This window comes from Nocardia sp. NPDC102475 (assembly GCF_055584605.1).
In genome coordinates, this window is record NZ_JBVJLS010000018.1 from 141,764 (window position 1) to 166,740 (window position 24,977).

Below are 24,977 nucleotides of genomic sequence, written 5' to 3' on the forward strand. Positions count from 1 at the left end.
AGCGCTCCCAGCCGACGTTCGTCAGCCGAGCATGGCGGGCTGGCCGTTACCTTGCGCCGCAACGGCGTTGCGGAAGGCGGAGCCGCCTACTTCTTGGGGAAGTTCAGCTTCGACAGGTCGAAACCCTCGAGCCCAGGCGGCAGCTGGTCCAGTCCGGCGGGCATTCCGGACAGATCCGGCATCCCTGCGGGCATTCCGGGCATGCCGGGGAACCCGCCGCGCACCTTCGGCGGTGTCGGCCCGCGGCCACCCTTCTTACCCTTCTTGCCCTTCTTCGCGTTGGCCCGTCGCGAGCCGGGCAGCCCCATTTGGCGGCCCATCATGGCCATCATCTTCTTGGCCTCGAAGAAGCGGTCGACGAGTTGGTTGACCTCGGAGACCTGCACGCCGGAACCGTTGGCGATGCGCAGGCGGCGAGATGCGTTGATGATCTTCGGGTTCGCGCGCTCGGCCGGGGTCATACCGCGGATGATCGCCTGCACCCGGTCGAGCTGCTTATCGTCGACCTGGGCCAGCACATCCTTCATCTGGCCCGCACCGGGCAGCATGCCGAGCAGGTTGCCGATGGGGCCCATCTTGCGGATCGCGAGCATCTGATCGAGGAAGTCCTCGAGCGTCATCTCGCCGCTGCCGATCTTGCGGGCGGCTTCTTCGGCCTGCTGCTGGTCGTAGACCTGTTCGGCCTGCTCGATCAGGCTCAGCACGTCACCCATGCCGAGGATGCGCGAGGCCATCCGGTCCGGGTGGAAGACGTCGAAGTCCTCGAGCTTCTCACCGGTGGAGGCGAACATGATCGGCGCACCGGTCACATTGCGGACCGACAGCGCGGCACCACCGCGGGCGTCACCGTCGAGCTTGGTGAGTACGACACCGGTGAAGCCGACGCCGTCGCGGAAGGACTCCGCGGTGTTGACGGCGTCCTGACCGATCATCGCGTCGAGTACGAACAGCGTCTCGTCGGGCTTCACGGCATCGCGGATGCCAGCGGCCTGCGCCATCAACTCGGCGTCGATACCGAGACGACCGGCGGTATCGACGATGACCACGTCGTACTGCTTGCTGCGCGCCTCGGCGACACCGGCCTCGGCCACCGCGACCGGATCTGCCGCCGAGATGCCCAGCGGATTCTCGCCGCCGCCGATGGAGGTGCCGGGATGCGGCGCGAAGACGGGCGCACCCGCGCGCTCACCGACCACCTGGAGCTGGGTGACCGCGCCGGGGCGCTGCAGGTCACAGGCCACCAGCAGCGGCTGATGTCCCTGTCCCCTGAGCCATTTCGCGAGCTTGCCCGCCAGGGTGGTCTTACCGGAACCCTGCAGACCGGCGAGCATGATCACCGTCGGCGGGTTCTTGGCGAGGGTCAGCCTGCGGGTTTCGCCACCGAGGATTCCGACGAGTTCCTCGTTGACGATCTTGACGACCTGCTGGGCCGGATTGAGGGCGGCGGAGACCTCCGCGCCCTTGGCCCGCTCCTTGATCTTGGCGATGAAACCGCGCACCACGGGCAGCGCGACGTCGGCTTCGAGCAGGGCGAGGCGGATCTCGCGACAGGTGGCGTCGATGTCGGCCGGTGACAGACGCCCCTTACCGCGAAGATCCTTGAGGGCACCGGTAAGCCGGTCGGACAGGGATTCGAACACCGATCGCGCTCCTGATCTCGTGGGACGTCACTTGGTATCCCAGGGTAATGGGACTGCCCACCTGTTCGCGCAAGCGGTGCTCGCTTCGTGGCATTATTCCATCGCGCGGCGGCGCGGCCTGGCGGTTTTGCGGTAGTCGTGGTTCTCCAGAGCAACCATGAAAACCGCCTCCCGACCGGTGAGGCCGAGCTCGAGGGCCAGGTCGTCGAGCATGGCCCAGTCCGTGCCTGTCGGCACATCGTGGGTGGCAACGGTGGTGGCAATCGTCATAGCGGTCACAGCCTGCTGACCGGTCAGTGTCCGGCCGGGCAGCCAGGAGACCACCCACCGATCACCGCCGACGCAGCGCGCCATATGCGTGGTCTCGTCACTCGTCATCATCGACGCCGAAACGACTTCAATTGCCACCGACCTGCTCCCCTCATGCTCGCGATAGCCAGACGCTCTGATAGTAGGGTGCGCCGGGCCCGCCGCATACGCTTTCAGCAAATCATGTGCAAATGTCAATCACTCCGTCAGGAGTTCGAGCTGGTACCGGGTGGTCCGACTCCCTCCGGAGGCTTCGGGGCGGGCCGCGGGACCACGGCCAGAACCGCCTTTTCGACGGTTTCGCGACGCTCCGGAATGTCGACGCCGAGGTCGAGACCGAAGGCGTCGACCACCGCGGAACCCATGGTCACCACCTTCGCCCAGCGCACATCGGCACCGCATTCGGCAAACACCGCGGCCAGACGGCTGAGCAGGCCGATCCGGTCCTCGGCACGCAATTCGAGGACCACCTGGCCGGGCGTCGACGCCGCCGACCAGATCACCCGGGGCTGCGCCTGCGCGTACGGGCTCGGGCGAGTACCTGTGGCCTCGCGCTCCCGCTTCGCCAGCACCGCGGACAGATCCAGATCGCCCGCGGTCGCCCGGATCAGCTCCTGCCGCAGCAGTCCGCCGTCCGGCGGATCGCCGAACTTCGGGGAGACCACGAAAGTATTGATGGCCGAGCTACCTTCGCTGCCGACAGTTGCCGAGAGCACCCGCAGCGAATGCAGGGCCAACACCCCGGCGGCATCCGAGAGCAGGCCAGGCGTATCCGGCGCGATCACCGTGACCGTGTAGGTGTACTTGCCCTCGCCGGGCCGCAGATCGACGTGCACCCCACCCGCCGCGGCCCTGGCCAGCAGGTCCGGTGCGATCGGCTCCGGCTCCGGCAGCTGATCCCCCGCCATGACCAGGCGGCAGCGCCGCACGAGTTCCCCGATCAGCGAGGCTTTCCAATCACCCCACACGCCCGGTCCGGTGGCCAGCGAATCGGCCTCGGCCAGGGTGTGCAGCAGTTCGAGCAGTTGCACGTCGCCGCCGAGGGCATCGACGACCAGTTGCACGGTGTCGGGATCGGCCAGATCGCGGCGAGTCGCGGTGTCGGGCAATAACAGATGGTGGCGCACGATGGCGCTGAGCGTGCGCACGTCCGATGGCCACAGGCCCAGACGCCGTCCGATATGGGTGGCCAGTTCGGCGCCGACAATGCTGTGGTCACCGGCGCGTCCCTTGCCGATATCGTGCAGCAGCGCACCGAGCATCAGCAGGTCGGGACGGGCGACGCGGGTGCTCAAGGCGCTCGCATAGGCGACCGTCTCCATCAGGTGCCGGTCCACGGTCCAGGTGTGCAGGGCATCGCGCGGCGGCAGGTCGCGCACCGCACCCCATTCGGGAAGCAGCCTGCCCCACAAGCCCGTTCGGTCCAGTGCCTCGACCGCATCGATGACGCCGCGACCCGCGCCGAGCAGGATCAACAGGTCGTTGACCGCGTCCTTGGGCCAGGGTTCGCGCAGCTCCGGCGCATCCTCGGAAAGCCGGTTCAGGGTGGTCGCGGACATCGGCAGCCCGGTCTGCGCCGACGCCGCGGCCACCCGCAGAATCAGTCCGGGATCGCGCTGCGGCCGCGCATCCCGGGCCAACACAACCTCCCCCGCATGTTCGACCACCCCCTCATCGAGTGGTCGGCGAACCGGCATGCGGCGCAGTCGCGCGAGACCACGACGCGGTAGCGCATTGGCGGCGGTGCGCAGACCGACATCGACCGAGTAACTCACCGTCCGCGCCGAATCGCTCAGTGTGCGAGCGAGATCGAAACGGTCACCGATGCGCAAGGCCGCGCCGATCTCGTCGGCATCCTGGGCGCGCAGCTGATCGCGCGCCCGGCCGGCCACCCGATGCAGCTCCGTGCGAACATCCAGCAAACGGCGCCGCGCATGTTTCACCCCACCGCCCGGCACATCCGGCCCGAGACCCGGCATCGCATCCGTCAGCTGTGCGATGGCCAGCGCGTCGAGCAGTTGGATATCGCGCAGTCCGCCGCGCCCGTTCTTCAGATCGGGTTCGGCACGATGGGCGATCGCACCGCTGCGATCCCACCTGGTCTCGGCCTGTTCGATCAATTCGTCGAAGCGCGAACGGATTCCGGTCCGCCACTCCCGGCGCACCCCGCCGATCAGCAGATTGCTCAACTCGATATCGCCGACGATATGCCTGACCTCGAGCATGCCGAGGGCCGCGATGAGATCGTCGGAGGCCACGCGCAATGCCTGCGGCACGGTGCGCACGCTGTGGTCGAGCTTGATATGCGCGTCCCACAGCGGATACCAGAGCTGATCGGCCACCTCGGCCACCCGCGCCGGATCGACGTCATCGTGCAGCAACACCAGATCCAGATCGGAATACGGCAGCATCTCCTTGCGTCCGAGTCCGCCGACGGCGACCACGGCCAGACCGCTGTCGCGGCCGATGCCGAGTTCGGTGCCCTTGGTAGTCAGCCACAGTTCGAACAGATCGACCAGCGCCGAACGCAGGGATTCCGCGTCCAGACGCGGATTACGGGGCAGTCCACCCTCGAGCAATTGATTGCGTGCCCGGACCAGGTCGGCCGCGCCGTTGGAGACGTTGTCGGTTACATGTCTGCCATCTTGCTCGTGACTACCCACAAACCACCGTCCATCCAGATGCGTACGGCCCCGCCCCGACCGGGCTATCCGGTGGGAGCGGGGCCGCCGCTCGATTTCGATTTTCCGTTTACAGAGCGTCGGTCCCGCGTTCGCCCGTCCGCACCCGGATGATCGCTTCCACCGGCGTCACCCAGACCTTGCCGTCACCGATCTTGCCGGTGCGGGAGGCCTCGACGATCACCTCGACGACCCTGTCGACCGACGCATCGTCCACGACAACCTCGACCCGAACCTTCGGAACGAAATCCACCGAGTACTCAGCGCCGCGGTAGACCTCGGTGTGCCCCTTCTGGCGGCCGTAGCCCTGCACCTCGCTGACGGTCATGCCCAGCACACCAGCCTGCTCGAGCCCGGATTTGACGTCCTCGAGAGTGAACGGTTTGACGATTGCGGTGATCAGTTTCATGTCGTCATGCCTCCTTGACGGCGGTACGTGCCGTGCCACCCACAGCAGCGAAATCGTATGCCGTTTCAGCGTGCTCGGACTCGTCCATGCCCACCGACTCGGCTTCCTCGCTGGCGCGCAGCCCAATGGTGAACTTCACGATATAGGCAATGATCAGGCTCGCGATGAAGGAGAACGCAAGTACCGCACCGGCGCCGACGGCCTGACGCCACAGCTGGTCGAAACCGCCGCCGTAGAACAGGCCGGTCTTGCCCGCGCCCGCCTCCGGCGCGGCGACCAAGCCGACCATCAGGGTGCCGATGATGCCGCCGACGAGGTGCACGCCGACCACGTCGAGCGAGTCGTCGAAGCCGAACTTGAACTTCAGGCCGACCGCCAGCGCGCAGATCGCACCGGCCACGAAGCCGATCACCAGGGCGCCGACCACGTTGACCGAGGAACACGACGGGGTGATCGCGACCAGACCGGCCACCACACCCGAGGCCGCGCCCAGCGAGGTGGGCCTGCCGTCGCGGATCTTCTCCACCAGCAGCCAGGCCAGCATCGCGGCACAGGTCGCGAGGGTGGTGGTAATGAAGGTCGAACCGGCCAGACCACCCGAGGAAACCGCGGAACCGGCGTTGAAGCCGAACCAGCCGAACCACAGCAGACCGGCACCGAGCATCACGAACGGCAGGTTGTGCGGACGGAACGGAGTCTTCGGCCAGCCCTTGCGCTTGCCGAGCACCAGCACCAAGGCCAGGCCCGCCGCACCGGCGTTGATATGGACCGCGGTACCACCGGCGAAGTCGACCGCCAGCAGTTTGTTCGCGATCCAGCCGCCTTCGTGCACGACATTGCCGTCGGCGTCCTTGACGTCGAAGTCGAAGACCCAGTGCGCGATCGGGAAGTAGACGACCGTCGCCCAGATACCGGCGAACAGCAGCCAGGAGCCGAACTTCAGGCGGTCTGCGACCGCACCCGAGATGAGGGCAACCGTGATGATCGCGAACATCAACTGGAACGCGACGAACACGGTCGCGGGGATCGTGCCCGCGAGCGGGATGTTGACTGCCGCAGTGGTGACAGCGCCGCTGGCGTCCTTGACCTCGGCAACCGAATTGCCGCCGATCAGACCCTTGAGACCAAAGAACTGCGCCGGATCGCCGATCACGCCGAACTTGTTGTCACCGAATGCGGTCGAGTATCCGTATAGCGACCACAGCACGCCGACCAGACCCATGGCACTGATGCTCATCATGATCATGTTGAGCACGTTCTTGGAGCGGACCATGCCGCCGTAGAAAAACGCCAGGCCAGGCGTCATCAACAACACGAGCGCTGAACTGGCCAGCATCCAGGCGGTGTCACCGGTGTCCGGTGCACCGGTAAGGGGAAAAGCCACCTTAATGTCCTCCTCATCTCGGGCCCTGCCGACTCCGGCAATTGGACCTGCACAGAAGGGTCCTCATTCGGTGTTTCATCCGTGATGATGCTGTGTTTCACCTAAGTGAACGCGTGGGGCAGTTGTGTTGCTACCACGTTTCCCGGCGCACACAGCCGCTTCATCGCCGGTGTGCGATGCGTGTCGGAGCAAACCGACAGCTGTTTGGCGAGGAGAAGGATTCGGTGGCCGCGGAACTAGCCGAGCAACGCGTCCACGAAGGCGCCGGGCTCGAAAGGAGCGAGGTCGTCGGCGCCCTCACCGAGGCCGACCAGTTTCACCGGAACGCCGAGTTCGTGCTGCACCTGGAAGACGATGCCGCCCTTGGCCGTGCCGTCCAGTTTGGTGAGCACGACGCCGGTGATATCGACCACATCCGCGAAGACGCGCGCCTGCATGAGGCCGTTCTGGCCGACGGTGGCGTCCAGGACCAGCAGGACCTCGTCGACCGCGGCCTTCTTCTCCACGACGCGCTTGACCTTGCCGAGCTCGTCCATCAGACCGGTCTTGGTGTGCAGCCGGCCCGCGGTATCGATCATGACGACATCGACGCCGCCCTCGATGCCCGCGCTGACCGCGTCGAAGGCGACGGCAGCCGGATCCGCGCCCTCCTTGCCACGGACGGTATGTGCACCGACCCGCTCACCCCAGGTCTGCAGCTGATCGGCCGCGGCGGCGCGGAAAGTATCCGCGGCGCCGAGCAGGACCCGGCGGCCGTCGGCGACGAGTACGCGGGCGAGTTTGCCGGTCGTGGTGGTCTTTCCGGTGCCGTTGACGCCGACGACCAGCAGGATCGACGGATGATCGTCGTGCGGGAGCGCGCGCACCGACCGGTCGAGTTCGGGGCGTAGCGCCTCGATCAGTACCTCGCGCAGCACGGCGCGGGCCTGTTCGGTGTTGCGGACGCTGCGCACGGCCATCTCCTCGCGCAGGCGATCCACCACCGCGGTGGTGCTTGCGGTGCCGAGATCGGCCAGGACCAGGGTGTCCTCTACCTCTTCCCAGGAATCGTCGTCGAGATCGCCGCCGCCGAGCAGGCCGAGCAGACTCTTGCCGACGGCATTCTGAGAGCGGGACAGGCGGCCGCGCAGGCGGACCATGCGGCCCGCGGTCGGCTCGATTTCCTCGAGGGCAGGGGTGGTGGCCGCATCGGCGGCGGTGGGTTCGGGGGCGGTTTCTACGGAGTTCTTGTCCGGCGTCGGCGCTGGTGCGGTGCCTGCGGGCGGGGTGGTGCTCGTCGGCGGGGCTGGTTTGGTGCCCATCGGTGCGGCAGTGTCCGAGGGCGCGGCGGTGTCCGAGGGCGCGGCAGTGTCCGAGGGCGCGGCAGTGTCCGAGGGCGCGGCAGTGTCCGAGGGCGCGACGGTGTCCGCAGGCGCGGTTACGTCCGAGGGCGCGGTGGCATCTGCGCTGGCAGGCGGGGCCGTTCCTGGTTCAGCGGTCGCCTCGTCCGATTCGACCGCGGTATCCGAATCGACCGTGGCCGTAGCGGATTCGGCCGTGGTGCCCGCGCCATCGGTTTCGACCGGCGCCGATTCCGCGGTTTCCACATCGCCCTCGGGCAGGGGCACATTGGTGATGCCACGCTTCGGTGCGTCACGCGGAATCGCCGCGTCGTCGCCGACATGGGGTTGCCCCTCCGTATCGGTCCGCTCGATCGGCGCGGGCTCCGGGCGTGTCGCGGTGGCCGTGCCGCCCTGACTGAAGTTGAAGCCACCGGAGGCCGCGTATCCGCCGGACCGGTCGGTCAGTTCTTTCTCGGCGGCAGGTGGCGTCAGCGTGACGCGACGGCGCTTGTACAGGACGAATCCGGCGACAAACGCCACCACCAGCAGGGCGGCGACAGCGGCAATCAGGATCCAGGCTTCGGAGCTCACGCCGACCATCCTTGCAGAACCAGGTCCTTCGCCTTACCACAGCGTCCTGGACCCGACACACAACCCCCGAGATTTCTTGTCCTGCGGAACTTCTCGCGAAGGGACAATAGTATCGGCGACGTGACCGATCGAAACGTGCTTGGGGGGCCGCTGGAAGAGTGCGGCACCGATCCTCTCACCGGCTTCTACCGGGACGGCTGCTGCAGTACCGGGCCGGAGGATCTGGGCAGCCATACCGTGTGCACCGTCGTCACGGCCGAATTTCTCGAACACCAGGCGTCCATCGGCAACGATCTGAGTACGCCGCGCCCGGAGAACAACTTCCCGGGCCTGCAGCCGGGCGACCGGTGGTGTGTGGTGGCCGTGCGCTGGTTGCACGCCCACGAGGACGGTGTCGCCGCGCCGGTGGTGCTGGCGGCCACCCATGAAAATGCCCTGGAAGTGATCTCGATGGACATCTTGCGCAAATACGCCGTCGACGTACCGGACGACGTGAGCGACCTGCTCTAGCTCCCCCACCCTTTGCCGACCGTCGATGCCCGGAGCCTTCCTGGGCAGACGGTCGCCGAACATTCTGTCGTGTTATCGCAGAACGGCCGCCTCGGCCCGCGCCGCGCGGGTGGTTCGTTGGCGGTGTGCCTTCTGACGGCAGGCCGCCGAGCAGTATCGGGCCGGGCGGCCGGTGCCGGTGGGGTGGATCTCGGTGCCGCAGATCGGACAGGTTTCGTTACGAGGGTCGGTTTCGTTACTGGACTTGGCCTCGGCATCGGGTTTCGTTACGGCGCGGATTCCAGGATTCGCACGCATGGCATCGAGCATGATCGCGACAGCCCGAATCAGTGGTCCACCGGGCCGCTGACGTCGTTGGATCGCGACGCATCCGGTGAAAATGTCCAGCACATCGGCGATTTCGAGATCAGAGCGGACCGCGCCTCGACGCTGCGCCGCCGTCAGCAGTGCGCCGAGCGCGTGATGAAAGCGGTCGCCCGCGCCGCGTAGCAGCGCCTTCGGCCAACCGTCATCGGACTGGACGACATCGCAGAGCGCCTCGCTGCCCGGGGCTGAGATGACCACCTCGCTGCAGACCGCGAAGAACGCGGCACCCGGATCCGGCGCGTCGAGATATTCGGTGGCCAGTGTCGCGAGCCGGTCGACACGGTGCTGCATAACCGCTTCCAGCAGATCGGTTTTCGTGGGGAAATGCCGATAGACGGTGCCCGCGCCCACCCCGGCTCTGCGGGCGACCTCGGCCAGTGAGACCGAGGTGCCGTGTTCGGCGAAGGCACGTTGCGCGGCGGCCAGCACCAGCGCGCGATTGCGGCGGGCATCGGCCCGCGCGGCCACCGCGGACGGCGGCGGAGTGGACAGCGAAGCAGACATTTCGTTACGGCCTTCCATCCCTGGACCTGGCCAAGCGGGTGGCCACACCCATATCGTCCGAATACGGGTTATCCGACCCGATTGTATCGAGCAGAGAAGGCGAGCATGTCCCTTCAGCAGAACCCCATCCTGGTCACCGGTGCGACCGGCAAGCAGGGCGGCGCGACCGCGCGCCGACTGCTGGCCGACGGTATCGCGGTGCGTGCGCTGGTCCGCGATCCGCAGGCGCCCGCGGCCCGCGTATTGGCCCACGCCGGTGCGGAATTGGTGACCGGTGACTTCGACACTCCCGCAACGCTGGACACCGCCGTCGCCGGAGCTCGCGGCGTATTCCTCGTGCCACCAGCCGCTTTCGGACCGAACGGCTGGCAAGCCGAGTTGGAGGCAACTCGCGGCATCGCGACGATCGACGCGGCCAAGCGTGCGGGGGTCGAACAGATCGTCTTCACCGGTGTCGCTTCGATGACCGATGACGCAGCGTGGGGCCAGTCCGGAAAGAGCAGCATCGAGGCGGCTGCGGCGGCCAGCGGTCTGCGCTACACCGTGTTGCGTCCGGTGCGCTTCATGGAGAACTACGTCCTGCGTGGCAGTCCGGTGGACGGCATCATCGACGGCGTGCACAAGCATCTGTTCCCGGCGGACCAGCCGCTGCAGATGATCGCGATCGACGATATCGCTGCCTTCGCCGCACTGGCCTTCGCCGACCCGGATCGCTTCCACGGCCGAACCCTCGAATTGGCCGGTGACGCGATAACTCCCGTCGCGGCCCTGGCGGCGATCACCCGGGCCACCGGATATCCGGTGCGCTATCACGAGGTCACCGAGGCCGAAGCGGATGCCATCGGCGAACAGATCGGCAACACCTGGCGGCTGCTGCGCAAGTCCGCGGGCTGGCACGCCGACATCCCCGCCCTCCGGGAAATCTACCCCGCCCTCACCACCCTCGAATCCTGGCTCACCACAACCGGAGCCGCCATGATCAAGGCACAACAGGACAGCGACCGCCTCGCCGCCTCGCACTGACCGGAGTCGTCGGGATCCGCACTAGTGCGGATCCCGAGGAGACGGTGCAGGTTTTCCGTTGGGGCAGGCGGCTCGGGTACGACGGGTATCGGGGTGGTCGGGCCCCAGCACACAGAGCTGGTCCGCGAGGAGTTCTGCGTATTCCGTCGCGGCGGTCGCGGTATCGCCCGCGCAGTCGCGGGCGTGCGCCAAGTGGAAGCGGGTGCTGAGCGTACGCGGATGGGACCGGCCGAATATTCGATATTCGTCGGTGAGTAGTTGCTCGAAATCGCGTACCGCGGATTGCGGGTCACCGGATTCACAACGCCAGCGAGCCAATTCGTTGCGGTTCAACAGCGTATCCGGATGATCGTCGCCGAGCACTCGGACACGATCGATGAGCAGCAGCTCGAGACGCTCGACCGCGATGGCCGGATCACCTTGCGCACCAAGCCAACACGCCATGTCATGGCGGGTGCGGAAGGTGTTGGGATGTTCCGGTCCGTGCACCCGGATGCGATTCACGAACACGTACTCGAATTCGGGCAGGGCCGTGGCGATATCGCCGCTCTCGGCCCGATAGTGCGCGAGATTCGCACGGGTACGCAGGGTGTCGGGGTGATCCGGTCCGAGTACGCGCTCTCGGTCGACGAGCAGATGCTCGAATTCGATGACCGCCGCGGCCGGATCACCGCTTTCACCGCGCCAATAGGCGAGATTGTGCAGGGTCGTCAGCGTGTCGTGGTGATCAGCGCCGAGAATGCGCCGCCGGTCGTCCAGCAGTTCCTCGTATTCGGCTATGGCGGTGGCGTATTGGCCCGCTTCTCCGCGCCACTTGGCCAGATTGTGCCGGGTGCGCAATGTATCGGGATGGTCGGGACCGAGGATGCGTAGCCGCACCGGTAGCAGCTCCTCGAGGTCGGCGAGCGCCGCGGCGGTATTGCCGCTCTCGCCGCGCCAGAGCGCGAGGCGGTGCCAGGTGTGCAGGGTTTCCGGATGCAGGGGTCCGAGTATGTTGCGTTCATCGTCGAGCAGTTGTTCGTATTCGGTGACCGCCGCGCCGATCTGGCCGCTCTGGCCGAGGAAGAATGCGAGACAGTGCCGGGTACTGAGGGTTTCGGGGTGCTCAGGGCCGAGGATGGCCAGTTGATCGCGCAGCAGCAGCCGGTATTCGGCGACGGCCGCTGCCGGGTCGCCGCTCTCCCCGCGCCAGTAGGCGACCGCGTGGCGGGTGCGCAAGGTGTCGGGATGGTCGATCGGCAGTACCCGCTGCCGGTCGGCCAGCAGCTGCTGGTACTCCAGCACCGCGGTGGCCGGATTACCGCTCTCCCCGCGCCAGAAGGCGAGTTCGTGACGTGTGCGCAGGGTATGCGGGTTATCGGGCCCGAGGACCCGAATTCTGGCCGGGAGCACCTGCTCGAATTCGGCGACGGCGGTGAGGTAGTGACCGATTTCGCCATACAGGTGGGCGAGGTTGTGGCGTGACTTCAGGGTGAGCGGCTGATCCAGGCCGAGGATGCGGCGCTCGTCCTCGATCAGCTGCCGGAATTCGCCGATGGCCCTGCGGTGTTCGCCGCTCTCGCCGCGCCAGTAGGCGATGCTGTTGCGAGTGCGCAGCGTATGCGGATGTTCCGGACCGAGAATGCGGGTCCGATCGGTCAGCAGCTGCTGGAATTCGGCGATGGCGGTGGCGTGGTCGCCGCTTACACCGCGCCAGCGCGCAATATCGTTGCGAGTGATCAGGGTGTGCGGATGATCGGGACCGAGCACCCGATCCTGTTCCGCGAGCAGCTGCTGGAATTCGGCGATGGCGCGCATGTGATCGCCGCTCTCGGCATGCAATTCGGTCAGGTGATGCCGGGTCTTGAAGAAGGCCGGATCGGCCGTGCCGGAAATGCGTTGCTGATCGACGAGCAGTTGGTGCAGCTCGATGATGGCGGCATCCAGGTCGCCGCTCTCACCGCGCCAGTACGCGAGTTCATAACGGGCGGTGAGGGTGTCGGGATGATCCGGTCCGAGGACGCGCAGCCGGTCGGCGAGCAGCTGCTGGAAATCCGTGATGGCCTGAGGCGTTTCGCCCTGTTCGCCACGAAAATGCGCGAGGTCACCCCGGGTGCGTAGCGTCGCAGGATCGTCGACGCCCAGCAGACGGGTCCGGTCGGCGACCAGCTGCTCGAATTCGGCTACGGCAGTGCGGAAATCACCGCTTTCGCCGTGCCAGCGGGCAAGGTTGGTTCGAATGGTGAGGGTGCCTGGATCGTCCGCACCGAGCGCGCGTATCCGTTCGGCGAGTAGCTCCTGGTGCTCGGTGATGGAAGTGGCCAGATCGCCGCTTTCCCCGCGCCAGAAGGCGAGATTATTGCGGGCGGTGAGTGTGTCGGAGTGATCGGGGCCGACCGCGGATTCGAACGACGGTATCCAGGCGGCCCACAGATCACGATTATCTGCTGCTCTCGGAGTGTTCAACCGTTCCAGGAAAGCCATCGCGGCCGCCGAATCGCCGTAGCCGAGATAGTGGCGAACCGCCGATCGCCGTGCGTAGTCGGTGATCTGTGGTGCAGGTGTCGACGAGCCCGCATCCAACTCGATCGCCTCGGCGAGCGCCCGATGCGCATCGCGCCGCCATTCCAGCTGCCCGGCGACCATGAGGGAGCGCCGAAAGGCGTTGTGCGCCAATCCCAGCGTTTCGCCTTCGGTGCCGGGGCGGCCGCGGCTGACCAACACTCCCAACCGGACGATCAGATCGCGAATCCGGTTGGTGCTCAACTCGATACCGAGAAATTCCAACCCGCGCTCCAGCAGCTCCAGCGGCAGCACCGGCCCGGCACCGGCCGCAACCAGAATGCCGAGCAATGCGTATACCGCTGCGCCCGTGGCGGAATCGGTGTTGTCGACGACGTCGCGGACCCGCCGCGACACCAGCGTATCGATGCCGATTCCCCGCTCCAGATCGGAAGAGGTTATATCGGAACGGATTTCCATCAGCAGGCGCGCCAGCAGCCAACCGCCGGTCGGCGTCTGCTGCAGCAGACCGTCGATCCATTCGCGCCAATTCGTATGCGCGGTATGGCCGCGTGCCACCGCGACGGTATTTGCGATATCCGGTGTCGTCGGCGCGGGCAGTTCGATGCGGCGCATATGGGCGAGTCGCGGCGAATTCTCGATGCCGGTGCCCTCACGGATCCCGACGATCAGATGGACATGCGCGAGCTGCGGGCGACGGGTCAGCTCGGCGACCGCATACGACAGCAGCATACGGCTGCCACGCTTGGGCTGATCGAGTCCGTCGACCAGAAGGTGCACCGGCTTCGAGGTGCGCAGCCTGGCCAGCGGCTGCAGAATCCTGATCTCGAACAGATCGAGCCCACGACTGTCCTGCTCGGCCAGATCGAATTCGACCATGCGGGTCGCGGCCTTGAAACCGTCCAGCCTGCTGCCCAACTGCTGGGCCAGCTCGGCGGTGAACGATTCCATGGAGCTGGTGACGTCGAGAAATATGGCGGCCGTGACGTATTCGGCCTTGATCGGCAGCGTATCCACCCAGCCCGGGCGGATCAGCGTGGCGAGCAGGGTCGACTTTCCGCAGCCCGCCGGCCCGAGCACACCGCGCAGCCGTTCTCCGCCGGAGTCGACCACCTGGGTCAGCCGCTCCCGCAATGGCTCCGAAATGACCAGACCGTTGATCAACTGGTCGATGAAACCGGCCGCGGCGGTGCCGCTGACCGCGTCCTCACGACGGGCGGCATTGGGCACCAGCCAGAGCCCGGGATCGCTACTGGCTGTACGGATTCCGGAGGTGAAGGAGAACGACTGCGGCTCCAGCGCGGGGCACTGGCGCAGCGGCTGCACCAGATCCGAGGGCAGCAGACTTTCGCCGCCGTGCGGTACCCCTTTGCCGAAGGTGGTGATGATCGTCCTGGTGAAGCAGCCGAAATAGGCTGGTCCGTTGCCGGTGGCGACCAGCAGTTCAACGCGCCCGTTCGGGCCGGAGGCCTCCGGCCAGCGCCGGGCGGCGCCGCGCACACCCTCCCCGGTCTCGCAGGCGTCGATCAAGACGATCAATCCGTCCAGCGTCGCGGCACTGTTCAGTCGCTCCTGGATTTCCTGCGTCAGGTGAAAGGCGGTGCGCAGCTTGGGCAGCTGCGGTGAGTCATGGGCGAGCAGGTAGAAGTTCTCCGCAGCGGTGGTCATGCCATGGCCGACGAAGCTGATCAGCAGTGTCGCTTGCCGATTCGACGCGGTGTCGAAGGCTTCGTCTACGGCGCAGACCAATTCGTCGATCGTCGGATCGAGCAGCGGGCCATCGGTGGCGGTGGCCGGTTGCCAGCCACCGAGTTCGCGCAGTTCGGTGTAGAGGCCGGTGGCGAGGTCATCGGTGAAACCCAATCTCGGCAGCGCTGTGCACTCCGAGCCGACTACCAGCGCCACCCTCCCGCCCATATTTCGCAACGTACTCGGCGAGCGTCGGCGACGGGCAACAACGCGGAATCGAAAAGGCCACGATCACAAGGGGATCGTGCAGCGGCCTTACGTTCAGCTGGCCGCGCCGACCGGAGTCAGGGTCTCTCCGCGCAGCCGCTGACTGATCACCTGGGTGATGCCGTCACCGCGCATGCTGACGCCGTAGAGGGCGTCGGCGATCTCCATGGTCGGCTTCTGGTGGGTGATGACGATCAGCTGACTCTTCTCGCGCAGCTGCTCGAACAGGCCGATGAGGCGGCGCAGGTTGGTGTCGTCCAGCGCGGCCTCGACCTCGTCCATCACGTAGAACGGCGAGGGGCGGGCACGGAAGATGGCCACCAGCAGGGCAACCGCGGTCAGCGATTTCTCACCACCGGACAGCAGCGACAGTCGCTTGACTTTCTTGCCAGGCGGGCGGGCCTCCACCTCGATACCGGTGGTCAGCATGTCCGACGGGTCGGTGAGCACCAGCCTGCCCTCGCCGCCCGGAAACAGTTTCGCGAAAACGCCGACGAATTCGCGCTCGACGTCCTCGTAGGCCTCGGTGAAGACCTGCAGGATGCGCGCGTCCACCTCGGCGACCACTTCCAGCAGATCCTTGCGCGCACTCTTGACGTCCTCGAGCTGAGTAGCGAGGAAGTTGTAGCGCTCCTCGAGCGCCGCGAACTCTTCCAGCGCAAGGGGATTCACCTTGCCGAGGGTGGCGAGGTCCTTCTCGGCACGCTTGGCGCGGCGCTCCTGGGACTTGCGGTCGAACGGCATCGGTGCGGGCGCGGTAACCTGCTCGCCGCGCTCCTTGGCCTGTTCGTACTCCTGCCACTCCAGATCCGATGGTGGCATCGGCACATCCGGACCGTATTCGGCGATCAGATCGGCCAGTGCGATGCCGAACTGTTCGGCGATGGTCGCCTCGATCTGCTCGATGCGCAGTGCCGCTTGGGCTTTGGCGACCTCGTCGCGGTGCACGGCGTCGGTGAGTTGGGCCAGCTGGGTGGTCAGCGCGCGAGCCCGCTCCTTGATCTGCTCCACTTGGGTGGCGCATTCGGTGCGGCGGCGCACGAGTTCGTCACGGCGCGCACCCGCTTGCGCCACAACGGATTCCAGTTCGGCGGCGACCTTGGCACCGGATTCGGCAACGGCGGCAGCGACTTCGGCGGCCTGCCTGCGCGCGGCCTGTGCGCGTTCGGCGCGGGCCCTGGTCTCGCGTTCGGCGCGTGCGGCCCGACGCAGCGAATCCGCTTTGCCGCGAACCGATTCCGCGCGTTCCTCGGAGGTGCGCACAGTCAGGCGGGCCTCGACTTCCATGGACCGCGCCTCGGCCAGTGCGGCGGCGGCTTCCTCGCGGTCGCGGCCGGCGGATTCGGTGCCCGCCGCGCCCATGCCGTCGTCGTCGACCTCGGATTCGAGTTCGGTGCGGCGCAGCCGCTCTTCGAGATCGGCCAGCGCCGCCAGCGCCTCGTCCCGGCCCGACTCGGTTTCCGCGCGCTGGCCGGTGAGCCGGTCGATATCGGATTGGGCGGTGCGCGCCACCTCGCCGAGCCTGCCCAGGCGGTCGTAGATCACGACCAGGGCCTGATCGGATTCGTGCAGTGCGAGCAGCGCCTGGTCGACGGCATCCTTGCGGTCGGCTTGTTCGGCAAGTGCACCGGAAAGGGCCGCCTCCAACTCTTCGGCGCGGCGTTGCGCGGCGACCAGATCGGCCTTGGCGGTATCGATATCGGCCTGGATCTCCAGCTGACTCGGGGCGCGATCGGATCCGCCGAGCACCCAACCGGTTCCGGTGAGATCGCCGTCGCGGGTGACCGCCCGCAGTTCCGGCCGGGCCCGGACCAGCTCGGTGGCGGCGGCGAGATCGTCCACCACGGCGACACCGGCGGTCAGCGCGGCAATGGCGCCGCGCACGTTGTCCGGTCCGTCGACCACGTCGACCAGCCAGCGCGCCCCGCCGGGCAACCCGCCGTCGGACGTGATCGGCGCAGCCGCGGCATCGAAGACCAGCGCGGCACGACCGCCGTCGGCCTCCTTCAACGCCCGCACCGCGGCGTGTGCGGAGTCTCCGGTATCGGCGGCAACAGCGTCGGCGAGCGGTCCGAGAGTCGCGGCGACCGCGGCCTCGAAACCACCGTGCACCCGAATCAGCCCGGAGAGCGGACCGAGCAGGCCCTGTGCGCGATTCTCGACCAGCCAAGCCGCGCCGTCCCTGCGCGCCAAACCCATACCCAATGCTTCGATGCGGGCGCTCAGCGAAGCCACCCGCTTACTGGCGTCGCGATCCTGTTCCCGCAGTTCCGTGACGCGCTGATCGGCCAGTGCGAGGGCCTGCACCGCATGCTCGTGCTGGGCGTCCAGACCGGTCTCACCGGCCTCGAGTTCACCGAGTTCGCCCTGGACCGTATCGAATTCGGCCTGTGCCGCCTCACCGCGCAGGCGGGCCTCGCCGATCGCGACCGTGAGCCGGGTGATCTCCGCATCCACCGACTGCGATCGGGTGCGCAGGGTATCGACCTGACCGGACAGCCTGGCCAAGCCCTCACGACGGTCCGCGATGGCGCGCACCGCGGCCAGATGTGCCTGCTCGGCGGCCTTCGCGGCCTGCTCGCGTTCGGCGAGCGCCTCGCGCGCGGCCTCCAGGGTTTCGGCCGCGATCTCGACCGCCTCGCGCAGTTCGGCCTCCTCGGCCTCCACCCGTTCGGCCTCGGCCTCGAGCTGCTCCGGATCGCGCCCGCTGCCGACGGGCATTTCGGTGTGCAGGTTGCGGGCTCGATCGCCCGCGATTCGGATGGTGGCATTGACACGCTCGGCGAGCGCGGACAGCTGGAACCAGATCTGCGCGGCGGCCTCGGCGCTCGGGGTCAGCCGGGACAGCTGGAATTCCTGCTGTGCCAGTGCGGCATTCGCGGCATCGAGTTCGGTCTGCACCGTGATCTGCTGTTCGCGCGCGTACGCCTCTTTGCTCTGCTGACTCTCCAGCTCATTGCGTCTGGTGACCAGGTCGTCGGCTGCCAGGCGCAGGCGCGCGTCGCGCAGGTCGGCCTGGACGGTCTGGGCGCGGCGAGCCACCTCGGCCTGTCTGCCGAGCGGTTTGAGCTGGCGGCGCAGTTCGGTGGTGAGGTCGGTGAGGCGGGCGAGGTTGGCCTGCATCGCCTCCAGTTTGCGGACCGCCTTTTCCTTGCGCTTGCGGTGCTTGAGCACACCGGCGGCCTCTTCGACGAAGGCGCGGCGGTCCTCGGGACGCGATTCCAGGATGGCCGAGAGTTGACCCTGTCCGACGATGACGTGCATTTCCCGGCCGATGCCGGAGTCGCTGAGCAGTTCCTGCACATCCATCAGGCGGCAGGAGCTGCCGTTGATCTCGTATTCACCCGCGCCGTCGCGGAACATGCGCCGGGTGATCGAGACCTCGGCGTAGTCGATCGGCAGCGCACCGTCGGAGTTGTCGATGGTCAGCGTGACCTCGGCGCGACCCAGCGGCGCGCGTCCGGAGGTACCGGCGAAGATGACGTCCTGCATCTTGCCGCCGCGCAGCGCCTTCGCACCCTGTTCGCCCATCACCCAGGTGAGCGCATCGACGACATTGGATTTACCCGAGCCGTTCGGGCCGACCACACAGGTGATGCCCGGCTCGAAACGCAAGGTCGTCGCGGACGCGAAGGACTTGAAACCCTTCAACGTCAGACTCTTCAGGTGCAAATTCGACGACCCTTCCCTGCGCGGTGGTCGGACAATTCGTCGTCCACTCGGGGCGACCAGTCATGGTATCCGTCTGGCAACGGTTACCCCGTAAGCGGGCGGATACCTCCGTAGGTTATCGACTCCGCACCCGATGTCCCGCATTTCCGTGTGCTCCACATTTGCTGGCCGCGCGTCAGTTTCGCACCCCTTGTCGGTGTTCGCACCTTGGGCGTTCAGGGTGTGGTGACGGGGTATGACCTGTGCGCAGGTGGAAACTATTGGGAGAAGTCGGAGGGGTCGTCGAAGCCGAGAAGGTCGGCGATCTCGGGCGACCGAGTCAGGTGTGTAGTTCAGCAACCGATTGGCCTCCAGGATGATTCGCTCACCGATGAGTTCTTGGCGCTGACGCCCGCGTTCTGCCTGGCCAGGCGGTTGAGCGTGCGGGTGAGGTAGCCGAGGCGGGCCGCGTAGTCGGTGACCTTTGCATGGTCGGGACGTCTGTTTCGCCGCGGAGCCAGAGGTAGGCCTCGTGGCGAGTCCCGGGGTCCTCGGCCAGCAGCCGGGCTGAACCGCGCTGTCGATCAGCAGGTCCCGTTGTTCGAGTGACTCGGCCGCGCTGGCCATTGCGGCCTGATGCGCTGGCACACTGCCGAAGCGGCCGGATGCGTTGTAGCAGCGCGGGCGTGGAGGACTTCGAATGCAACCGGGTACGCAGCAATATCACCACCCCGGATGGGGTCTTCGTCGACTTGGCGCGCATCCTCCGACTCCGCGGACTGACCGGTTTGTCCTTGCGGTATCGCCGGACTGCTGGGGCGCATACGATCCAGTCTGATTCGCCAGCGGACCGTTAGTTCGGGAGTGCAGAGCATGTCGGACAAGACCAGCAGCGTGCTCGGTCTAGTCCGCCATGCGACGACGCTGCGGCTGACGCGCATCGGGACCCTGGTGGCAGGGAGCTTGGTTTTCCTGTATTCGTGCGAGGTCAGCCGGAAGAGCGATCTGTCCGATGTCTGGGTGCCGGTCGCGTTCGCCGCCGCGCTCGCACTCACGGGCCTGACGACCGCCTGGTTCGAGGTGAAAGCCGCAGACCACGCCGCCGCCCGCACCCGCACCGACATCCGTGGTTTCCTCATCGAATCCGACGGCATCTCGGTGCGGGCCCGTATCACCCGCTCCGGCGACCTCGTCTTCCACGGCCACGACACCGGCGGCAGCGATCCGGCGTACGAATGGGACTGGGCCTTCCGCGCCACCAGCTTCCCCGCCATCCGCGCCGCACTCGGTGGCGGCAAGGGCGACCTGCTCGACCTCCTCGAACACACGGTCCCCGACCTGGACCGCCAAGAGCGCTACGACCCCGGCGCCTGGCTACACAACCAGGGCATCCCCGCCGCCTTCCGCGAACGCGGCGATACCTCCCACCGCATCACTCGCGAGCTGCCGGTGGTCAAGCCCGAAGGTCTGCAACGCGAATCGTCCCGTGAATCCACTGGGGCACAAAAGCTATCGAGCAAGCGCCACAATCCGGTAGACCCGCCCCGCCCCAGCCGCTCGAGCCGCCGCGAACCACCCGGCCAAGACACTTTAGCCCCCACCCGCCGCCGGGCCTCGGACTCCCAAGATCCTCGGAACTCAGCCAAACGCTACGACGAACCACCAACCCGACGCCGCGACCAGCCGTCGAACACGCGCCGAAGAACGAACGATCGGCGGGAGGCAGAGTCGGACCCTTACGCGGATAGAACACCGGCTCATCGCCGGGACGCACCACCAAGCGATCGCTGGGACACACCACCCAGTGACCGCTGGGACACACCACCCAGTGACCGCTGGGACACACCACCCAGTGACCGCTGGGACACACCACCCAGTGACCGCTGGGACACACCACCGAGCGACCATCGGGACACACCACCAGCGACCCGTCATAGGGAGCAAGTGGACTACCGCCAGCCCACCGGTCGGCCCGGGAACGAAAGTTCCGGCGCACACCGGCACGTGCTATCCGGCGCGCACCCCAGCGAATCGCCTCGGCGCGAACCGCAGGGGCGGCAGGACGAGTCACCTGACCGACGTCACCGCAGGTCATAGGCGCATAGCCGACACCCACAGTTCCAAAACCTGGACGAGCTAGACGTATCGCCGGAACCCCGCGGATCTATGGCAGTCCGAGCCGTCGCCGGAGCGAACACACCCGCCGGCACGCGCAATCCCGCGCACACCCCGGCGAACCGCATTGGCCGAGCGGGCGAAAACAACTGGCGCAGTGCCGAACCCGGCACCGGTCCGACATCACCAAGGTCATCGGCCGTGCGGCAGTTGACGCACTGTGTAGCCCATCTCGTCGCGGCATAGCCCATCTCATCGAGGCGGCGACAGCCCCACCTCAGCACACATCGGTGCTGAGGCAACCGACCGTGCAGACCAGGCGTGTCTGCAGGTCCTCGGCCGAACACATTGCAGAGTGCGTCGAGGCCACGGCAGCGGCCGGAGTCTCGTACTCGTCGGTGATCGGGCCAGCACAATGGCTACCTCACCCGGAGGCTTGACATTCCACATTGGAGGGTGCATGCTGAATTTACCTTCCAATGTGGAATATGGAACTAGTCGTTAGGAACTGGACATGGAAATCTCGCCTGGTACTCGGGCCTCCGATGCGGAGCGCGAGAAGGTTGTGCGGCTGCTCGGACGACACATGGCGGACGGTCGGATCGACCTTGCCGAATACGATCAGCGCGTCGCCCGCGTCTATGAGACCGGCGTTCGCGACGACCTGCAGCTGGTCCTCTCGGATCTGCCGAAGTTGCCGAAAGAGTCTGCCGTACAGAAGAATTCGACGAATCGGTTCCCGATCTGGCAGCAGATCGAAGGTACCTCGTGGCTCGGAGTGAGCGCGCTGGTGCTCACCATCTGGGCCGCGATCTCGATCAGCGTCGGAGAATTCATCTACCCGTGGCCGATCTGGGTCATCGGCCCGTGGGGCGCCGTACTCGCCTTCCGCATACTGACCGGTTTCGAATCGGGCCGATTCGGACGCCACACCAACTGACACCCATCACGGTCAGCGATCGAGCCATAGAACCAGCACTCCATCGCTGCTCCCGCCTCGAACCCCCGCACCTTCACCCCACCTGGACACTCGATCACCATGCGCTGACGCAGGCAAACACCGAGAGCCCCTCTCCACCAAAGCATTCTCGACGCCGAGGCGCAGGGGTGGGAGTTGGGCACGTGATCACCATGCGCTGGTGGAGGTAGATGTCGAGTGGCCGCCGCCGGTGGATTCTCGGCTGAGATGTCGGTGGGGTGGGGGAGGATGTGGGGTATGGGGGATGTTTTGGATGGGCCGTTTCGGGGGTCTTGGGCGGTTGCGGCTGGGGTGGTTTCGCGGTGGGAGTTGCGGCGCGGGTTTGTTCGGTTGCTTCCGGATGTTTATGTGCGGCGGGGGTGTGAGGTGGGGGCTGTCGAGCGGGCCGTGGCGGCCGGGCATTGGGGGAAGGGTGAGGGTGTTCTGGTTGGGCGGTCGGCGGCGGCGCTGCATGGGACGCGGTGGTTGGACGGGGAAGGGCCTGCGGAGATCGCGCGCGTCGGTTGCACCAGGGGGCCGCGTGGAATCGCGCTGCGGCAGGACGTTATTCCGGTGTCGGAATGCTGTGAGAGAGCGGGCTTTCGAGTGACAACGCCCGCTCGAACGGCCTTCGATCTGGCGCGGCGATTGTCACGGGAGAATGCGGTGGTAATCCTCGATGCCCTCTGTGCCGCAACCGGATTGCGCACAGAAGAAGTCGTCGAGCTGAGCGATTCGCATCCGGGAGCACGAGATATCGCGAGATTGCGCGAAGTGCTGCCACTGGTAGACGGTGGCGCCGAATCCCCGCAGGAAAGCCGCACGAGACTGCTGCTGATCGACAATGGTCTCCCCCGTCCGGAGACCCAGATCGTTGTCCGAGATCACTACGGATCATTCGTCGCCCGCGTGGATATCGGTTGGAAGCAATGGAAAGTCGCCGTCGAGTACGACGGCGCCCAACACTGGACAGATCCAGCACAGCGATCCAGGGACATCGACCGCCACGCCGAACTGACCGCCCTCGGCTGGCTGGTAATCCGAATCAGCGCAGACCAACTCCGCACCCGCCCCCACATAATCCTCGACCGAGTCCGAACCGCCCTCCGCACCCACGGCGCACACCTGAACTCCTGACCACCATGCGCTGGTGGCGGCAAACACCGAGATACCCACTCCCCCAGTACATTCTCGATGCCAGCGAATGCGGTGGGGCGACATGTCGAGCGCGAGCTGTGGGCAGTTGGGATTGATGGTGCGGTGGGCAGGGAAGATTATGATGAGGTCACGGGACTGACCCCCTGATCACCATGTGCTGATGGCGGCAAACGTCGAGATATCCACTCCACCAGCACATTCTCGACGCCAGCGAATGCGGGTTAGGCAACATAACCAGTGCTAGCTGTGGGCACTTGGTGCGGTCGCGGAACTGGACCCTTGATCACCATGTCCTGATGGCGGCAAACATCGAGAATGCCCCTCCGGGAATACATTCTCGGCGAATGCGGGTGGGGGATATGTCAGCGAGTAGTCGCGGCCATCCACGCACAGGTCGACCCCGAAAAGCTCGAGCGCATCACCCGTCGGTGGGCAACTTCCGAACGCAGCAGCGTGGGGGCCTGCATTGCAGAAGAACCAAGCGGCCCCCGCGCCGCCCCACCCCGAGTCATCCCCACTCCAAGCGCCGACATTCAGCGCCCTGGCCGACGTGGCGTGCACATGGGATTGGGGGTGCGCAGGTTTGGGATGTGGGTGGTGGAGGGGGACCGATGTTCACCATGTATCGGTGACGTGAACCCAAGCGAGAGCGCCACTCCACCAGTACATTCTCGACGCCAGCGGGCGCGGGTGCGGGGACTCGGAGAGGATGCCGAGCAGGGGGACAGGGGGACCGAGCTGGCTGGGACGATTAATGGGGATGCGGCGACGATGAGTCCTGGGCTTGTGGTGGCGTGGGGCGGGTGGTTGGGGGCGTAGTCCGAAGCTGTTGGTACGCATTGGGTTTGCGGTTTGATCTTTGGTGGTATTACGGAATGGTGAGGGCTTCAAAGGTTTTGGCCTCGCTCGTGGGTGTGCTGGTGGCCAGTTTCGCTGTTTCTGTTCTGTCTGTGCGTCCTGCTGTTGCGGCGCCGCAAGTGGTCGGGGAGACGCCGCTGGACGGTTCGGTCTCGCAAGTGGACGTTTACTCCCCCGCGATGGATCGGGTGGTGAGCAACAGGGTGATTCGAGCCGCGGGTGGGCCTGCGCCGACGCTGTATCTGCTTACCGGAATCGGTGGCGGCACCGATGGCATCTCGTGGTGGGACGATACGGATGTCCGGCAGTTCTTTGCCGATAAGCATGTCAACGTGGTGATGCCGATCGGTGGCGCGTACAGCTTGTACACCGACTGGCTCAACGACGATCCGGCGGTCGGCCGGAACCGGTGGCAGACGTATCTCTCCCGGGAACTTCCGGCCGTTCTCGATACCCGGCTCGGCAGCACCGGACGCAATGCGATCGCGGGTGTGTCGATGAGCGCGGGGTCGGCGGTGGATCTGGCGATCCAGGCGCGCGATGTGTACAGCGCGGTGGCGGCCTACAGCGGATGTCCGTGGACTTCGGATGCGCTCGGAGTCGCGATGGTCAGCGCGCAGGTGATCCGCGGCGGGGCCAATCCGGTGAATATGTGGGGGGAGCTGGGCCAAGGGATCTGGCGGATGCACGACGCGTTCGCCAATGCGGGTGCGTTGGCGGGTAAGACGATCTACCTCTCGGCCGCCACCGGCACCCCCGGCGCGATCGATGAAGGCGGACTCGGCTTCCCACCGGTCGAAGCCATCGCCAGCTCGTGCACCGATGCATTCGCGGACCGGCTCAGCGAGCTCGGCCTCCCCGCCATCCACGTCAACCGCCCCGAAGGCTCCCACACCTGGGGCCAGTTCGAAACCGACCTCCACGATTCCTGGCCCCACCTGGCCCGAGCCCTCGGCGCATAACCGTGCCGCGCCGACAATCTCCGGCCGCTCCCGCTGCGGAGAAGACGGCGGCACCGAACGTATCCTGACCGGATGGAC

The 24,977-nt window shown here is 66.5% G+C and carries 15 protein-coding genes; 6 read left to right on the forward strand and 9 right to left on the reverse strand.

The features are described from left to right. Positions 1–86 precede the first annotated feature (86 nt). The 6 genes from ffh to ftsY all read right to left on the reverse strand — a co-directional run bounded on the left by ffh (position 87) and on the right by ftsY (position 8,345). Complete coding sequence (ffh, locus tag ACZ60G_RS29645) at positions 87–1,640, reverse strand: signal recognition particle protein (protein WP_465814077.1); 1,554 nt, start codon at positions 1,638–1,640, stop codon at positions 87–89. Positions 1,641–1,733: 93 nt separating this feature from the next. Continuing rightward, a complete protein-coding gene (locus ACZ60G_RS29650) occupies positions 1,734–2,048 on the reverse strand; it encodes a hypothetical protein (protein WP_433525644.1) in 315 nt (104 codons plus the stop codon). A 107-nt stretch (positions 2,049–2,155) separates the two neighbouring features. Further along, on the reverse strand, positions 2,156–4,612 hold the full coding sequence (locus tag ACZ60G_RS29655; RefSeq protein ID WP_465814079.1) for a [protein-PII] uridylyltransferase: 2,457 nt from the start codon (positions 4,610–4,612) through the stop codon (positions 2,156–2,158). 88 nt (positions 4,613–4,700) lie between these two features. Beyond that, on the reverse strand, positions 4,701–5,039 hold the full coding sequence (locus tag ACZ60G_RS29660; protein WP_040693378.1) for a P-II family nitrogen regulator: 339 nt from the start codon (positions 5,037–5,039) through the stop codon (positions 4,701–4,703). A 4-nt stretch (positions 5,040–5,043) separates the two neighbouring features. Next, a complete protein-coding gene (locus ACZ60G_RS29665) occupies positions 5,044–6,423 on the reverse strand; it encodes an ammonium transporter (protein WP_465814080.1) in 1,380 nt (459 codons plus the stop codon). Between the two features lie 236 nt (positions 6,424–6,659). Further along, on the reverse strand, positions 6,660–8,345 hold the full coding sequence (ftsY, locus tag ACZ60G_RS29670) for a signal recognition particle-docking protein FtsY (RefSeq protein ID WP_465814082.1): 1,686 nt from the start codon (positions 8,343–8,345) through the stop codon (positions 6,660–6,662). Positions 8,346–8,456: 111 nt separating this feature from the next. On the opposite strand from ftsY, the gene ACZ60G_RS29675 reads away from it, so the two are divergent. Next, the gene (locus ACZ60G_RS29675) at positions 8,457–8,846 is read left to right on the forward strand and encodes a DUF2237 family protein (RefSeq protein WP_019048221.1); all 390 of its coding nucleotides are present in this window, start codon (positions 8,457–8,459) and stop codon (positions 8,844–8,846) included. Between the two features lie 72 nt (positions 8,847–8,918). Here ACZ60G_RS29675 and ACZ60G_RS29680 read toward each other — a convergent pair whose 3' ends face one another. Next, on the reverse strand, positions 8,919–9,716 hold the full coding sequence (locus ACZ60G_RS29680) for a TetR family transcriptional regulator (RefSeq protein ID WP_465814084.1): 798 nt from the start codon (positions 9,714–9,716) through the stop codon (positions 8,919–8,921). Between the two features lie 105 nt (positions 9,717–9,821). Here ACZ60G_RS29680 and ACZ60G_RS29685 point away from each other — a divergent pair, with 105 nt between their 5' ends. Then, on the forward strand, positions 9,822–10,739 hold the full coding sequence (locus ACZ60G_RS29685) for an NmrA family NAD(P)-binding protein (protein WP_465814085.1): 918 nt from the start codon (positions 9,822–9,824) through the stop codon (positions 10,737–10,739). Between the two features lie 21 nt (positions 10,740–10,760). Here ACZ60G_RS29685 and ACZ60G_RS29690 read toward each other — a convergent pair whose 3' ends face one another. Both ACZ60G_RS29690 and smc read right to left on the reverse strand, forming a co-directional pair. Beyond that, a complete protein-coding gene (locus ACZ60G_RS29690) occupies positions 10,761–15,158 on the reverse strand; it encodes a tetratricopeptide repeat protein (protein ID WP_465814087.1) in 4,398 nt (1,465 codons plus the stop codon). 93 nt (positions 15,159–15,251) lie between these two features. Then, positions 15,252–18,869 carry a chromosome segregation protein SMC gene (smc, locus tag ACZ60G_RS29695; protein WP_465814089.1) on the reverse strand — a complete coding sequence of 1,206 codons (3,618 nt, stop codon included), beginning with the start codon at positions 18,867–18,869 and terminating at the stop codon, positions 15,252–15,254. Between the two features lie 852 nt (positions 18,870–19,721). Between smc and ACZ60G_RS29700 the strand changes: the two genes are divergently transcribed. The 4 genes from ACZ60G_RS29700 (at position 19,722) to ACZ60G_RS29715 (ending at position 24,899) form a co-directional block, all read left to right on the forward strand. Beyond that, positions 19,722–20,945, forward strand: a complete 1,224-nt coding sequence (locus ACZ60G_RS29700; RefSeq protein WP_465814091.1) for a hypothetical protein — start codon at positions 19,722–19,724, stop codon at positions 20,943–20,945. 532 nt (positions 20,946–21,477) lie between these two features. Continuing rightward, the gene (locus ACZ60G_RS29705; RefSeq protein ID WP_465814093.1) at positions 21,478–21,903 is read left to right on the forward strand and encodes a DUF1707 SHOCT-like domain-containing protein; all 426 of its coding nucleotides are present in this window, start codon (positions 21,478–21,480) and stop codon (positions 21,901–21,903) included. A 624-nt stretch (positions 21,904–22,527) separates the two neighbouring features. Continuing rightward, a complete protein-coding gene (locus ACZ60G_RS29710) occupies positions 22,528–23,058 on the forward strand; it encodes an endonuclease domain-containing protein (protein ID WP_465814095.1) in 531 nt (176 codons plus the stop codon). An 896-nt stretch (positions 23,059–23,954) separates the two neighbouring features. Next, entirely contained in the window at positions 23,955–24,899 is a 945-nt protein-coding gene (locus tag ACZ60G_RS29715; RefSeq protein WP_465814096.1) for an alpha/beta hydrolase, read from the forward strand. Positions 24,900–24,977 lie beyond the last annotated feature (78 nt).

Coding starts and splice junctions, on each gene's coding strand:
- ACZ60G_RS29660 (WP_040693378.1), bottom strand. CDS start 5,039: ATGAAACTGATCACCGCAATCGTCAAACCGTTCACTCTCGAGGACGTC.
- ftsY (WP_465814082.1), bottom strand. CDS start 8,345: ATGGTCGGCGTGAGCTCCGAAGCCTGGATCCTGATTGCCGCTGTCGCC.
- ACZ60G_RS29680 (WP_465814084.1), bottom strand. CDS start 9,716: ATGTCTGCTTCGCTGTCCACTCCGCCGCCGTCCGCGGTGGCCGCGCGG.
- ACZ60G_RS29685 (WP_465814085.1), top strand. CDS start 9,822: ATGTCCCTTCAGCAGAACCCCATCCTGGTCACCGGTGCGACCGGCAAG.
- ACZ60G_RS29690 (WP_465814087.1), bottom strand. CDS start 15,158: ATGGGCGGGAGGGTGGCGCTGGTAGTCGGCTCGGAGTGCACAGCGCTG.
- ACZ60G_RS29700 (WP_465814091.1), top strand. CDS start 19,722: ATGTCGGACAAGACCAGCAGCGTGCTCGGTCTAGTCCGCCATGCGACG.
- ACZ60G_RS29705 (WP_465814093.1), top strand. CDS start 21,478: ATGGAAATCTCGCCTGGTACTCGGGCCTCCGATGCGGAGCGCGAGAAG.
- ACZ60G_RS29715 (WP_465814096.1), top strand. CDS start 23,955: ATGGTGAGGGCTTCAAAGGTTTTGGCCTCGCTCGTGGGTGTGCTGGTG.